Source organism: Shinella sp. 838, assembly GCF_029623935.1.
Classification (GTDB): Bacteria; Pseudomonadota; Alphaproteobacteria; order Rhizobiales; family Rhizobiaceae; genus Shinella.
In genome coordinates, this window is the sequence record NZ_JARSBQ010000009.1 from 91105 (window position 1) to 103615 (window position 12511).

Here is a 12511-nt window from a genome sequence, read left to right on the forward strand (position 1 = left end):
GTCTCACTTTCCAAGAATGGCGGTCAGCACCCGGCTGAGGTCGCCGGCCGGATCAGCGGAATTTTCAGCATGCCGCCAGCAGACATGGTGGTCGGGGCGCACCAGCACCACGCCGCCGTCGCGCACCTCGCTGAGATTGGCCCAGTCGCCGGAAAAATCCTGCCATTGCTGGCGCGGGCCGATGGCATGGGCGGCGATCTCGATGCCGAGCGCCCGGCCGACTGTCCTTGCAGCCTCGATCCAGCCCTGCCCGCCGGGGCCGGTCAGGACGGTGAAGCGGCCATGGCCGGCAAGGTCGAGCGTCGAGACCTTTTTTCCGTCCTCGGAAAACAGCCAGGCATGGGGCAGGCGCGCGCCGGGCCAGGTGGTCTGCTGGAAATGCAGCTCCGGGTCCTTCACGAAGGCGGGTTCCGGCTGGCCGTCATTGACGACGGCGTCGGAGCGGTAACGCTGGTTCATCTCCACGCCATGGGCGTCGAACTCGTAGACCTTCGCGGCGATCGCCTTGCGGATAGCGGCCCGCTGCGCCTCGGCGGCGGGCGTGTCGTTGCAGCGGGCGTCCATGTTCTCCTGCATCTTCACGGGATCGACGGAATCCAGCAGGCCGAGCGCCTTGAAGATCGGGCCGAATTCCTCGATCGACTTGTTGGCGCGGGTGACGATCTGTTTTGCCACCGGCGCGCGCTCGGCCTGGTAGCTGTCGAGCAGTTTTGCGCCGGCCTGGCCCTTCAGCACATGGGCGAGCTTCCAGGCGAGGTTGAAGGCGTCCTGAATGGAGGTGTTGGAGCCGAGGCCGTTGGAGGGCGGATGGCGGTGGATGGCGTCGCCCGTGCAGAAGACGCGGCCGTTCGAAAGCGTGGTGGCGTACATGTTGTTGACGGTCCAGGTCGAGACCGACTTGATCGTCACGTCGAGATCGGCGACGCCGACGAGATCGCGCACCACCTTCTTCGCATGGGCCTCGTCCACGGCGGGGGCAGGCTGGTTGATGTCGTAGCCCCAGACGATCAGCCATTCGTGCCAGGGGCGCACCATGCGCACCAGCCCCATGCCGATGCCGCCGACATCGGCGCCCGGCTGGAGGACCCAGTAGAGCACCGAGGGACGATGGGCGACATAACGCGACAGGTCGGCCTCGAAGAGGATGTTCATCGAGCCGGCGACGCCCATGCGGCCTTCGAAGGCAAGGCCCGCATGTTCCGCCACCTTGGAATTGCCACCATCCGCACCGACGAGATACTTCGAACGCACCGTGAACGTCTTGCCGGTCAGCCGGTCGAGACAGGTGGTGGTGACGCCCTCGCCGTCCTGCTCATGGCTGACATATTCGGTGGAAAGACGCGCCTGCGTGCCGCGCGAACAGGCGGTGCGGAAGAGCAGCGGCTCCATGAAGGTCTGCGGCAGGTCGTTCATCAGCGTCGGCGAGGAGAGCTGGTGCTCGGCGCGCGAGGTGGGGTGCATGCCCCAGCTCTTCATGCGGCCGATTTCTTCTCCCGCAAGCGCGGTGCAGAAGACGTTCTCGCCCATCAGCTCCTGCCCGGCGGCGAACATGTAGGCCTCGTCCTCCACGTCGCGGCCGAGATCGCGCAGCACTTCCATGGTGCGCTGGTTGGTGATGTGGGCGCGCGGCGTGTTGGCGAGCCAGCGGTAGCGGTTGATCACCATGTTCTCGACGCCGTAGCTGGAAAGCAGCGCCGCGGTGGCCGAGCCGGCGGGGCCGGTGCCGATGATCAGTACGTCCGTGGTGATGTCAGCCATGTGAGGTTCCTCCCTGATGGATGGCGGGGCCGCCGACGAGTTTGCGGCGGACCGGGAAAAGCTGGATGCCGGTGCGGTCGGAGAAGGCGCCCCAGAGACCGCGCGGCGCGAAGAGCATGACGAGGATGCCGGCAAGGCCGAGCATCAGGAGATACCAGGAGCCGTAATCGGCCATGAGGTTCTGCAACAGAAAGAACAGGATGACACCGAGGATCGGCCCTTCGATGGTGCCGATGCCGCCGATGACGACGATGAAGATGACATAGGCCGTCCAGTCGGTGACGGAGAAGGCGGCGTCGGGCGAGATGCGGGCCTTCTGCACATAGATCAGCGCGCCGGCAAGGCCGGTGAGGAAGGCGGTGGCGAGATAGACCAGCGCCTTCATGCGCCGCGCATCGACGCCGACGGCGCGGGCGGCCTGCTCGTTGTCGCGCACGGCGGCAAGGCCGAGGCCCTGCTTGCTGCGCAGGAGACGGTAGATGAAACCGATGGTGGCGGCGGCAAGGATCAGCGCCAGCCAATAGGTGATGGCGTCGCTTGCCTGCGCAGGTTTCATGCCGAAGAAGTCGCGCAAGAGGGAGACGCCGGCCATGTCGCGCACCGCCTCGCGCGGCAGCGAGGTGCCGGTGCCGCCGCCGAGCGCCTTCCACTGGGCGAAGCTGAGGCGCACGACCTCCGCCACGACCCAGGTGCCGATGGCGAAATAGGGGCCGTAGAGGCGGAAGGTGAAGAAGGCGGTGGGAATGGCGAGGAGGACCGACAACAGCCCGGCGATCAGGATCGCCAGCAGCGGATCGACGCCGAGAAGGATGACTGTGCCGAACATGGCATAGGCGCCGAAGCCGACGAAAACCTGCTGGCCGACGGAGATCAGCCCGGCATAGCCGGCGAGCAGGTTCCAGCTCTGCGCCAGCACCAGCATGGTGAGAATGAAGAACAGGTCCTGCACCGCGCCGCGCGAGACGAGGAAGGGCGCGGCAAGGCCGAGCGCCAGCACGGCGGCGGCGAGAAGCAGCGAGACCGACGAGGCCTTGTTGCGGGTTTCGACCTTGAGGGAGGGGAGGGCGATGCTCATGAAAACACCTCAATCGACGGCGCGCGGGAAGAGGCCGCGCGGCTTGACGAGAAGAACGGCGAGGAAGGCGAGATGGCCGGAGAGGATCTGCCATTCGGGATTGATGGCCGCGCCGAGCGTCTGCGCGACCCCGAGGATGATGCCGCCGGCCAGCGTGCCCCACAGCGAGCCGAGGCCGCCGATGATGACCGCCTCGAAGGCGTAGATCAGCCGGGCCGGGCCGGCGGTCGGGTCGAAATTGGCGCGTGTGCCGAGATAGAGCGCGGCAATCGTCACCACGACCATGGCCAGCCCCGTCGCCATGGCGAAGATTTTGCGCGGGCGGATGCCCATAAGGCCAGCCGTTACCGCGTCGTCCGACGTGGCGCGGAAGGCGCGGCCGAGCGCGGTGCGGTAGATGAGGAGGTTGAGGCCAACGATGACGGCGACGGCCGAGAGCAGGGCCAAGAGCGGCATCAGGCCGATGGTGACGGGGCCTGCCGCCATCGAGGCCGTCTCCAGCGATCCCGCGGAGATGCGGCGGCTGTCGGCTGAAAAGCCTTCCAGCAGGCCGTTCTGGATGACGATCGACAGGCCGAAGGTGACGAGCAGCGGCGGCAGCACGTCCTTGCCGAGCGTGCGGTTGAACAACACCTCCTGCAAGACATAACCGAGCGCGAACATAAGCGGCGCGACGAAGAGCGCGGCGAGGAAGGGGTTGAGGCCGAGGGTGGAGACCAGCACGAGCAGCAGGAAGGCGGCGAGCACGATGAGGTCGCCATGGGCGAGGTTGACCAGCCGCATGATGCCGAAGACGAGGCTGAGGCCCGCCGCGAACAGCGCATAGAGCCCGCCGAGCAAAACGCCCTGGACGATGGTATCAATGAGGCTCATGGCGCTGGGCTCCGAAATAGGCGGCGTGGATGGCGTCGCGGCTCAGATCGTCCGGCCGGCCGGACAGGGTGATGCGCCCCTCCATCATGCAATAGACGCGGCTCGCCACCTTCAGCGCCTGGCCGATATCCTGCTCGACGATGACGATGGAGGCGCCCGAGGCGCGGATGCGCGGGAAGGCGGCGTAGATGTCGCGCACCACGACGGGGGCAAGGCCAAGGCTGATCTCGTCGCAGAGCAGCACATCCGGATTGGCCATCAACGCCCGGCCGATCGCCACCATCTGCTGCTGGCCGCCGGAGAGCGCCGTCGCCGGGTTGTTGCGGCGCTCCTTCAGGATCGGGAAGAGCGTGTAGACGCTGTCGAGCGTCCAGACGCCGCGGCGCTTGCCATAGGCGCCGATGAGCAGGTTCTCCTCGACGGTCAGCGAGGGAAAGAGACGCCGTCCTTCCGGCACCATGGCGACGCCGCGCGAGAGGATGTCGGGCGCCGCGAGCGCGCCGATGGCCTCGCCGCGGCAATGGATGGTCTCGGCGGCGCTCTTCAGCACTCCGGAGATGGCGCGCATCAGCGTCGTCTTGCCGGCGCCGTTGGCGCCGATAATGGCGATGGTCTCGCCGGCCTCGACGCGGATATCGACGCCGAACAGCGCCTGGAAATCGCCGTAGAAGGCGGTGAGCCCCCTGGTTTCGAGGAGCGCGGTCATATCTCGATCCCCAGATAGATTTCCTTGACCTCGCGTGAGGCCATGATCTCGTCCGGCGCGCCGATGCCGATCACCCGGCCGAAATTCAGCACCAGCAGCCGCTCGACGACAGATGTCAGCGCATGCAGAACATGCTCGATCCAGATGACGGCGACGCCCTTGGCATGGATGGCGCGGATGGTGGCGACGAGCGACAGGCATTCGCCCTCCGTCAGCCCGCCGGCGATCTCGTCGAGCAGCAGGAGGCGCGGCTCGGTGGCGAGCGCGCGGGCGAGTTCCAGGCGTTTGCGCTGGAGCAGCGTCAGGCCGCCGGCCGGCACATTGGCCTTGTCGAGAAGGCCGGTTTCGCTGAGAATCTCGGCACAATGGTCATAGGCCTCCGCCTCGCTGCGCCTGGCGCCGAAACTGCCGGCGACGAGCAGGTTTTCGAACACGGTCAGCTTTTCGAAGGGCTGGGGGATCTGGAAGGTGCGCCCCATGCCCGAAAGACAGCGCGCCATCGGCGGCGTGCGGGTGACGTCGGCGCCGGAAAAACGGATCGTGCCGCTGTCGGCGGCGATCGTGCCGTTGATCAGGTTGAACAGCGTCGACTTGCCGGCGCCGTTCGGGCCGATGATGCCGAGCGCCTCGCCCTCCGCCACGGAAAAGCTGATGCTGTCAGCGACGGTCAGCGCGCCGAATTTCTTCGAGACCTTGTCGAGTTCAAGCAATGTCATGGGTATCCTCCAAGCCTGCGGGTTTTCTCACCCGCAGGCCTTCCTCACGCTCAGGCGATCGCTTCCATCGTGCCGCCGACGGGAATGGCCGGCGCGGTCTTGTTGTCGGTGATGACGAGGTCGTAGCCACCGCCCTCCTTCAGCCGCCACTGGCCGCCGACGAGCGGCGTCTTCGCCACGTTCTTCGCCGCAAAGGGCGGCAGGCCCGCGCCGCCCCAGGCGACATTGCCCACCAGCGTATCGAGCTTCGTCGCGGCGATGGCCGCGGCGACCGCGTCGCCGTCCGTCGGGTCCTCGGCGCGGGAGAGCGCATCGACCGCGAGTTCGAAGAGGGCATGGGCAAAGCCGATCGGCTGCGTCCAGGGCCGGCCGGTCGCCTTGGTGAAGGCGGCCGCGACCTCGGCCGAGCTTTCGCCCGTCAGCGAGGATTTGAACGGATGGCTCGGCGACCACCAGACTTCCGAGGACAGATTGTGCCCGGCCGTGCCCAGCGCCTCCACCGCCTGCGGGAAGAGCAGCGCCTTGCCGATCGAGGCCACTTTCGGCACGAAACCCTGCTGCTTGGCCTGGTTCCAGAAGGTGGTGAAATCGGGCGGGATGACGACGCCGGTGATGATCTCGCACTGGCCCGCCTTGAAGGCATTGATCTGCGCGGAAAAATCGTCGGTCATGTTCTGGTAGCGGCCGGGATCGTTCAGCGAATAGCCCATCTTTTCGAGCACGGGCGGGAAGCCGACCACCTTGTCGCCCCAGGCATTGCCGTCACCATCATTTGGGAAGAGGCCGCCGACCTTGCGGTTGGTCTCGACCTGCGCCCACATGTTGGTGAAGACGGCGATGACGTCCTCCAGCCCCCAGAAGAAGTGGTAGGCGTAGTCGAAGGGTTTCCACGAGGCGGGATCGCCGGGATTGCCCTGCTGGCCGATGAACCAGGGCTGCCAGGGCGCGACGGTGGAGATGCAGGGCATGCCCTCCGCCTCGCAGGTCGTCGCAACCGGATTGGTCGTCTCCGGCGTCGAGGCGACGAGCACCAGGTTCACCTCGTCGTCGACGATGAGCTGTTTTGCCACCTCCGCCGCCCGGTTGGGGTTCGACTGGCTGTCCTTGACAACAATCTCGTAGTTCAGCCCCTTGGCCTTGGCGACCGAAAGGAAGGCGTCGATGACAAAACTGTCGGCTTCGCCGAAGGCGGCGAGCGGGCCGGTCTGCGGGCTCACATAGCCGAGCTTGATGGCCGCATTCTGCGCCAGCGCCGGCATGGAGAGGCCGGATGTCAGGGCCGCGGCGCCGCCGGCGGCCGTCGTCTTCAGGAAATCGCGTCTCGTAAACATGATGGGTTCCTCCTCCCGTTCCCTTCCTCCCGAAGGGTGTTGTCAGTCCGGCCGCCGGCCCTCCCAGGCCGCCTGCAGCAACGCGCGGATCGACGGCCGGTCGATTGCGCGCGGATTGCGATAGGGGTTTTGCGTGGCGATATCGGCGGCAAGGTCGAGATCGCCTTCCGAAAGGCCGAGATCCCTCAACGCCAGCGGCGCTCCCGCCGTCCTGGCGAAATCCCAGAGCCCGCCGCCGACCGAACCGCCAAAAATCTCCGCCACGGGGGCGAGCAGATCGGGCACGGCGACGGCGTTGAAGGCCGCGGTGTGCGGCAGCATGATCGCATGGGTCTCGGCATGGGGCGTATCGAAGGTGCCGCCGAGCGTGTGGCAGATCTTGTGGTGCAGCGCCATGCCGACCGTACCGAGCACCGTGCCGCAGAGCCAGGCGCCGTAAAGCGCCTCCGCCCGCGCCTCGCCGTCGCCGGGTTTTTCGATGATGCCGGGCAGGCTTTTGCGGAAGGCACGCAGGCCCTCGACAGCCATCAGCGAGGAAACGGGGTTGCGATCCTCGGCGTAAAGCGCTTCCACCGCATGGGCCATGGCGTTGAGGCCGCTCGTCACGCTCATGCCGACCGGCAGGCCGAGGGTGAGCTGGGGATCGTAGATCACCACCTCCGGCAGGATGCTGGCGCTGCGCACCGTCGTCTTGCGCCCGCCCTCGGTCTGGCCGAGGATCGGCGTCACCTCCGAACCGGCATAGGTGGTGGGGATGACGATCTGCGGCAGGTCGGTGCGATAAGCGATCGCCTTGCCGAGCCCCGTCGTCGAGCCGCCGCCGAGCGAGACGACCGCGTCCGCCGCGGTCCGGCGCACCACATCCATCGCCTGTTCCGTCACATCGACGGGCGTGTGCATGAACGCCCCGGCGAAAACCCCGGCCGCACGGGCGCCCAGCGTTTCCGCCAGCCTCTCCGCATCCGCCTTCTGGTGCGGCGTTGCCAGCACGAGGGCGCGGCGGGCGCCGATGCGGTCGATCCAGTCGCCGACCGTTGCGGCCTTGCCGGCGCCGAAGACGATATGGGCCGGGCTGGTGGAATAGACGAAATCGCGGCTCATGCCCTTGCTCCCTGTTTTGCGCGCGCCAGCACGAAGGTGAAATCGAGCCGCCAGCAGGGTTTTTCCCCCATCCGCTCGAAACGGCAGACGAGTTCCGGCTTGACGGCGAAGAGCGGGTCTTCGGCGAGATGTGGATCGCTGCCGTCGTAGAGGTGGGTGACAAGCGTTTCGAAACCCGATGCCTTGATCAGGAATTGCAGATGCGCCGGGCGGCGCAGCGGCAGGCCGGCCTTCAGCAGCAGCGCGCCGACCGGCCCGTCGTCGGGCACGCCATAGCCGGCGGGCCGGACGGTGAGATAATGGAAGCGCCCCTCGCCATCCGTGCGGAAAAGGCCGCGCAAGTTGAACTCCGGCTGGAGATCGGGCTGCTGGTTCTCGTAGAGCCCGGCGGCGTTGGCCTGCCACGTGATGATCTCCGCCCCCGCGACGGGTTCGCCGTCGAGATCGACCACACGACCGAAGACGGCGAGGCGCTCGCCGACGCCGTCGAGCGAGATATCGCTGCCCAGCGCCCGGGCCGGCGCATCGGCACGGAAGAACGGACCGCGCAGCGTGCCCGGCGTCGCCTGTTTCGGGCGATGGGCGTTCACCTCCTCGACCAGCGCCGTCGCGCCGAGCAGGTCCGACAAAAGCACCCATTCCTGCCGCCGGTCATCCGAGGCGTGGCCGACATCGGTGAGGAAGGCGATCAGGCTGCGCCACTCGGCGGGCGTCGGCTTCAATTCGCGGATGAGGGCGTGGAGATGCGTCACCGTGCCGATCAGCGCCTGCCGCAACGGCCCCTCTCCAACGGCTGTAAGCCGCCGGGAAAACACCTCCGAGGAGGCGAGGGTATCGACAGGGACGGCCATGCTGTTTCCTCCAACCTTGAGGAGACTGTAGCAAGGCGCGGCATGGGCATTGATGATTTTGTTCGGCAGGAATATAACGGATCGTTATGAAGATAGACGAGCGCCACCTGATCCAGCTTGCCGCCGTCGTCAGGACGGGCGGCGTCACCGAGGGCGCGGCGCTGCTCGGCCTTGCCCAGCCCGCCGTCTCGCGCACGCTCTCCATGCTGGAAAAGCGCCTCGGTGAACCCTTGTTCCTCAAGGGCCGCCGCCCCCTTCAGCCGACACCGCTCGGCCGGGCGCTCGCCGATCACGGCCAGGTCATGCTCGCCGCCTCGCGCAAGGCTTCCGATACGATCGAGAGTTTTCGCGTCGGCAAGGGCGGCACGGTGCGCATCGGCGGCACGCCCTTCTTCATGGATGCGCTGATCTCAAACATGATCGCGACCTTCCAGACCCAGCATCCGGATGTGCGCATCGACCAGATCTACGGCTATTTCCCGGACCTGCGCGCAGCCCTCAAGGCCGACCAGATCGACCTTGCCATCTGCCCCATCGATATCCTCGACGAAGGCTCGGGCCTCGAATTCCAGCAGATCCTGCCCGGCCGCAACGTCGTCGCCTGCCGCGTCACGCATCCGCTGCTCCTCAAGCGCCGGCCGCAGCCGTCGCATCTGCTGGATTACCCCTGGGTCGCCCCGCCGCCGGGCAGCCCGCTGCTGGCAGACCTGCGCAGCATGCTGCTCTCCTTCGGCGCGACGGAGCTGCGCATCCGCTATACCGGCGGCTCGTTGTTCAGCGTCGTCAACTACCTGAAGGGCACCGATGCACTTACCGTGCTGCCGCACGGCGTGGTCTTTGCCCAGCGGAATGAGAAATCGATCACGGCGTTGCCCATCAACGTGCCGCATCCCGAGCGTGCACTTGGCCTTCTGAAGCGCGGCGATGCGCCACGCATGCCGGCGGTCGATCACTTCGCCCGCCATGTGCAGGCTGGGTTCGATACGCTGAAGCACCTCATCAAGCGGCATGAAGAGGCGATCGTCTGGGGTGTTTGAGGAGGAGCGCCGGGCCTTGCCCGGCGCTGGTGTTCCAAACGCTCAGCCGTTGATAAAGGCAAGCGCGTCGGCGTTGAATTTTTCGGCGTCGATTTCGGCAAGGCCGTGCGAACCGCCCTTGTAGACGAGCAGTTTCGCATCTTTGACGATCTTTGCAGATTTTTCCGCGGAGGCGGCAACCGGCACGATCTGGTCGTCATCGCCGTGCACGATCAATGTTGGGCGATCTATCTTCTTCAGGTCTTCGGTGTAGTCGATCTCGGAGAACTCGTGGATGCAGTCGTAGTGACCCTTGATAGAGCCCATCATGCCCTGCAGCCAGAAGGATTGACGCCGGCCCTCGCTGGCCTTCGCGCCGTCACGGTTGAAGCCATAGAAGGGCATGGTCAGGTCCTTGAAGAATTGCGAACGGTTGTTCGCTGTTCCCGCGCGAATGCCGTCGAAAACCTCCAGCGGCGTGCCCTCGGGATTGGCATCGGTCTTCAGCATCAGGGGTGGCACGGCGCCGACCAGCACGACCTTCGCTACGCGGGCAGTGCCGTGGCGGCCGATATAGTGGACGACCTCGCCGCCACCGGTGGAGTGGCCGATCATGACGAGGTCTTTCAGGTCGAGCTTTTCGATCAGCTCCGCAAGGTCGTCGGCATATTGATCCATGTTATTGCCGTTCCAGGGCTGGTCAGACCGCCCATGGCCGCGCCGGTCATGGGCGATGACACGAAAACCGTTCCGGCCAAAGAACAGCATCTGCGCATCCCAGGCGTCTGCCGAAAGCGGCCAGCCGTGGGAAAACAGGATCGGCTGGCCCTTGCCCCAATCCTTGTAGAAAATCCGGGTCCCGTCTTTCGTCGTGATGGTGCTCATCAGTATGCTCCTTGCTTGGTTATGGCTTGGGCGGCAACGGTGGTGGCTCCGGCGTCTGCCGGGAGCCCTGTGAAGAGGCTGGCTTACCGGCGGGAATGCATTGGCCTGCGATGGCGTTCAGTGCTTTCCGGCGGCCAGCAGGTGTCGGACGCGGGGTGGTTCTCCGCCACGATGGAACCGGCGCACATCCTCCTGGAGATCGGCATCCGCCTTGGAAACGCGGCGATGCTGGCGCAGGTGCTCGGCCCAGGATTCGACGAAGAACCATTCGAGGACGATGTTCGGATCGGCTGCATCCTCGGTCACGCCCCAGCCATAGGCGCCGTCACGCCGTCGTTCAGTAGAGAAGCGATGGAGGGCCTGAAGGAATGCCGTGCGGTCGGCGTCGTCGATGCGGTACTCCACGGTGATCAGCACGGGGCCACGGTCATGGTCGACGGGTTCGGCGGTCAAGGGTTCGGGCCAATGGTTGGAAGGCACCAGATCCGCCTCGCCCCTGGGCAGGTGCAGCCGGTGGAAGACAAGGCCGGCTATGACGAGGCCGGCAGCCGCGACGAGGAGCGTCGTGGCGATGCCGAGCGCTTCGGCGATCGTGCCCCAGGCGAGGCTCCCCGCTGTCATCGCCCCGTTGAACACGGTGAGATAGATGGCGAGCGAGCGGCCGCGCACCCAGTTGGGCAGCACGGACTGGGCCGTGCCGTTGAGCGTGGTGAGCGCGGTGATCCAGCCGGCACCGAGGAGAAGCAGCAACAGGATGGCCACCCATTGCGGTGGGGCAAGGGAGAGCGCCGCCATCACCAGTGCTGCAGCGAGGGCCGCCAGCAGCATCAGCCCGTCCACATCGAGCCGGGTGCGCAGCAGCGGCATCAGGAAGGCGCCGCCGATTGCGCCGGCCCCGACCGCGCCGAGCAGCACGCCGTAAAATCCCGCCGTGCCGCCGAGAAGATTGCGCGCCACCAGCGGCAACAGCGCCCAGACTGCGCTGGAGAAGGCGAAGAAGACCGCTGCGCGCACCAGGACGACATGCAGGTCCCGGCTCGATCGGGCATAGCGCAGGCCGGCGCGGAAGGCACCGAAGAACCGTTCGGAAAGCGCGTCCTCGCCTTCCGTTTTTCGCCGCCACCACAGGAGGGCGGAAACGACGAACACGTAGCTGATGACATCGACGCCATAGGTGACGGCAGCCCCGAAGGAGGCGAGCAGGACACCGCCAAGCGCTGGACCGATCGCCCGCGAAATGTTGATGCCCAACGAGTTGAGAGCGATGGCGCCCTTGACGTCCCCCTTTGTCACCAGTTCCGGAACGATCGCCTGCCAGGTGGGAGCCATCAGCGCCGCGCCGATGCCACCGACGAAGGTGAAGGCGACGAGCGAGGTGACCGTCTGCAGGCCCGTCGCTGACAGGGCCAGCAGGCAGAGGCTCGCCGAGGCGAGGATGAGCTGGATGGCGATCAGGAATTTTCGGCGGTCGAGGATGTCGGAGAGCACGCCCGCAGGAATAGCCAGCAGGAAGATCGGAAAGGTGGATGCGGCCTGGATGAGCGCCACCGCCGCCGGTGCCGCCGATAGGTCCGTCACCAGCCAGGAGCTGGCAACATCGCGCACGAAGGTACCGATATTGCCGATGATCGTCGCCACCCACAGCACGGCGAAGACCTTCTCGCGTAGCGGGGCGAACGCGCCCGCGCGAGGGGTGTTGGGGGCTTCGGCCATCAGCTCCAGTCCTCTTTCGCGCCGTTCTTCCAGCGGTGCAGATCATACCAGGCGACCAGCATGAACGCACCCGCAAGTCCGAGATGCTCGAAGAAGGAGTTGGTGGCCATCATGCGTGGCATGCCGGATGGCATTTCCCAGAAGCGCAACGCAATGAAGGTCGCCATCAGCGTGAAGCCGGCAAGCGCCAGCGCGCCGATCCAGCGCCAGAAGCCGGAGAGCACCATGGCCGAGCATGCAAGCTCGACGAGGATGATGGTCGCGGCGATGGGGGCAGCGGGGGTAAGGCCGAAATGCTCCATCTCGGCGATCGCGCCGTTGAAGTCGAAGAGTTTCATCACGCTGCCCTGGATGTAGGCGGCGCACAGGCCCAGCAGCGCGATCCAGCGCACCGGATGGTTGATGACGAAGCGCGCGCAGACCCTGGCGGCGCGCTGTTCCATGGTTGCGGACATGATGCCTATCTCTCTGTTTTCCACTATTCGA

12 protein-coding genes are annotated in these 12511 nt (G+C 66.2%); 1 reads left to right on the plus strand and 11 read right to left on the minus strand.

The window, feature by feature from the left end:
* Positions 1-3: 3 nt before the first annotated feature.
* The 8 genes from P9A16_RS23525 to P9A16_RS23560 are packed head-to-tail and all read right to left on the minus strand — an operon-like array spanning position 4 to position 8411.
* On the minus strand, positions 4-1758 hold the full coding sequence (locus P9A16_RS23525; protein ID WP_023516977.1) for an FAD-dependent oxidoreductase: 1755 nt from the start codon (positions 1756-1758) through the stop codon (positions 4-6).
* Positions 1751-2833 (minus strand): branched-chain amino acid ABC transporter permease, encoded by a 1083-nt coding sequence (locus tag P9A16_RS23530; RefSeq protein ID WP_023516976.1) that lies wholly within the window; start codon positions 2831-2833, stop codon positions 1751-1753. The genes P9A16_RS23525 and P9A16_RS23530 overlap by 8 nt, the downstream gene beginning before the upstream one ends.
* A gap of 9 nt (positions 2834-2842) precedes the next feature.
* Positions 2843-3706 carry a branched-chain amino acid ABC transporter permease gene (locus P9A16_RS23535; RefSeq protein ID WP_023516975.1) on the minus strand — a complete coding sequence of 288 codons (864 nt, stop codon included), beginning with the start codon at positions 3704-3706 and terminating at the stop codon, positions 2843-2845.
* Positions 3693-4412 carry an ABC transporter ATP-binding protein gene (locus P9A16_RS23540; RefSeq protein ID WP_023516974.1) on the minus strand — a complete coding sequence of 240 codons (720 nt, stop codon included), beginning with the start codon at positions 4410-4412 and terminating at the stop codon, positions 3693-3695. The genes P9A16_RS23535 and P9A16_RS23540 overlap by 14 nt, the downstream gene beginning before the upstream one ends.
* A complete protein-coding gene (locus P9A16_RS23545; protein ID WP_023516973.1) occupies positions 4409-5128 on the minus strand; it encodes an ABC transporter ATP-binding protein in 720 nt (239 codons plus the stop codon). Before P9A16_RS23545 ends, P9A16_RS23540 begins: the two co-directional genes overlap by 4 nt.
* 50 nt (positions 5129-5178) lie before the next feature.
* The gene (locus P9A16_RS23550; protein WP_023516972.1) at positions 5179-6459 is read right to left on the minus strand and encodes an ABC transporter substrate-binding protein; all 1281 of its coding nucleotides are present in this window, start codon (positions 6457-6459) and stop codon (positions 5179-5181) included.
* A 42-nt stretch (positions 6460-6501) separates the two neighbouring features.
* Entirely contained in the window at positions 6502-7560 is a 1059-nt protein-coding gene (locus P9A16_RS23555) for a maleylacetate reductase (RefSeq protein ID WP_278025947.1), read from the minus strand.
* On the minus strand, positions 7557-8411 hold the full coding sequence (locus P9A16_RS23560) for a dioxygenase family protein (protein ID WP_023517212.1): 855 nt from the start codon (positions 8409-8411) through the stop codon (positions 7557-7559). The genes P9A16_RS23555 and P9A16_RS23560 overlap by 4 nt, the downstream gene beginning before the upstream one ends.
* A gap of 86 nt (positions 8412-8497) precedes the next feature.
* Here P9A16_RS23560 and P9A16_RS23565 point away from each other — a divergent pair, with 86 nt between their 5' ends.
* A complete protein-coding gene (locus P9A16_RS23565; RefSeq protein WP_023517211.1) occupies positions 8498-9448 on the plus strand; it encodes a LysR family transcriptional regulator in 951 nt (316 codons plus the stop codon).
* 42 nt (positions 9449-9490) lie between these two features.
* Here the strand turns inward: P9A16_RS23565 and P9A16_RS23570 are convergent, their stop codons facing one another.
* From P9A16_RS23570 to P9A16_RS23580, 3 genes are all read right to left on the minus strand, one after another.
* Positions 9491-10312 carry an alpha/beta fold hydrolase gene (locus P9A16_RS23570; RefSeq protein WP_024269890.1) on the minus strand — a complete coding sequence of 274 codons (822 nt, stop codon included), beginning with the start codon at positions 10310-10312 and terminating at the stop codon, positions 9491-9493.
* Between the two features lie 117 nt (positions 10313-10429).
* Positions 10430-12025, minus strand: coding sequence for an MFS transporter (locus P9A16_RS23575; RefSeq protein ID WP_023515325.1), 1596 nt, complete (start codon positions 12023-12025; stop codon positions 10430-10432).
* The gene (locus tag P9A16_RS23580) at positions 12025-12480 is read right to left on the minus strand and encodes a DoxX family protein (protein WP_023515326.1); all 456 of its coding nucleotides are present in this window, start codon (positions 12478-12480) and stop codon (positions 12025-12027) included. Before P9A16_RS23580 ends, P9A16_RS23575 begins: the two co-directional genes overlap by 1 nt.
* Positions 12481-12511 lie beyond the last annotated feature (31 nt).

Coding starts and splice junctions, on each gene's coding strand:
- P9A16_RS23540 (WP_023516974.1), bottom strand. CDS start 4,412: ATGACCGCGCTCCTCGAAACCAGGGGGCTCACCGCCTTCTACGGCGAT.
- P9A16_RS23560 (WP_023517212.1), bottom strand. CDS start 8,411: ATGGCCGTCCCTGTCGATACCCTCGCCTCCTCGGAGGTGTTTTCCCGG.
- P9A16_RS23525 (WP_023516977.1), bottom strand. CDS start 1,758: ATGGCTGACATCACCACGGACGTACTGATCATCGGCACCGGCCCCGCC.
- P9A16_RS23575 (WP_023515325.1), bottom strand. CDS start 12,025: ATGGCCGAAGCCCCCAACACCCCTCGCGCGGGCGCGTTCGCCCCGCTA.
- P9A16_RS23550 (WP_023516972.1), bottom strand. CDS start 6,459: ATGTTTACGAGACGCGATTTCCTGAAGACGACGGCCGCCGGCGGCGCC.
- P9A16_RS23545 (WP_023516973.1), bottom strand. CDS start 5,128: ATGACATTGCTTGAACTCGACAAGGTCTCGAAGAAATTCGGCGCGCTG.
- P9A16_RS23570 (WP_024269890.1), bottom strand. CDS start 10,312: ATGAGCACCATCACGACGAAAGACGGGACCCGGATTTTCTACAAGGAT.
- P9A16_RS23565 (WP_023517211.1), top strand. CDS start 8,498: ATGAAGATAGACGAGCGCCACCTGATCCAGCTTGCCGCCGTCGTCAGG.
- P9A16_RS23530 (WP_023516976.1), bottom strand. CDS start 2,833: ATGAGCATCGCCCTCCCCTCCCTCAAGGTCGAAACCCGCAACAAGGCC.
- P9A16_RS23555 (WP_278025947.1), bottom strand. CDS start 7,560: ATGAGCCGCGATTTCGTCTATTCCACCAGCCCGGCCCATATCGTCTTC.
- P9A16_RS23580 (WP_023515326.1), bottom strand. CDS start 12,480: ATGTCCGCAACCATGGAACAGCGCGCCGCCAGGGTCTGCGCGCGCTTC.
- P9A16_RS23535 (WP_023516975.1), bottom strand. CDS start 3,706: ATGAGCCTCATTGATACCATCGTCCAGGGCGTTTTGCTCGGCGGGCTC.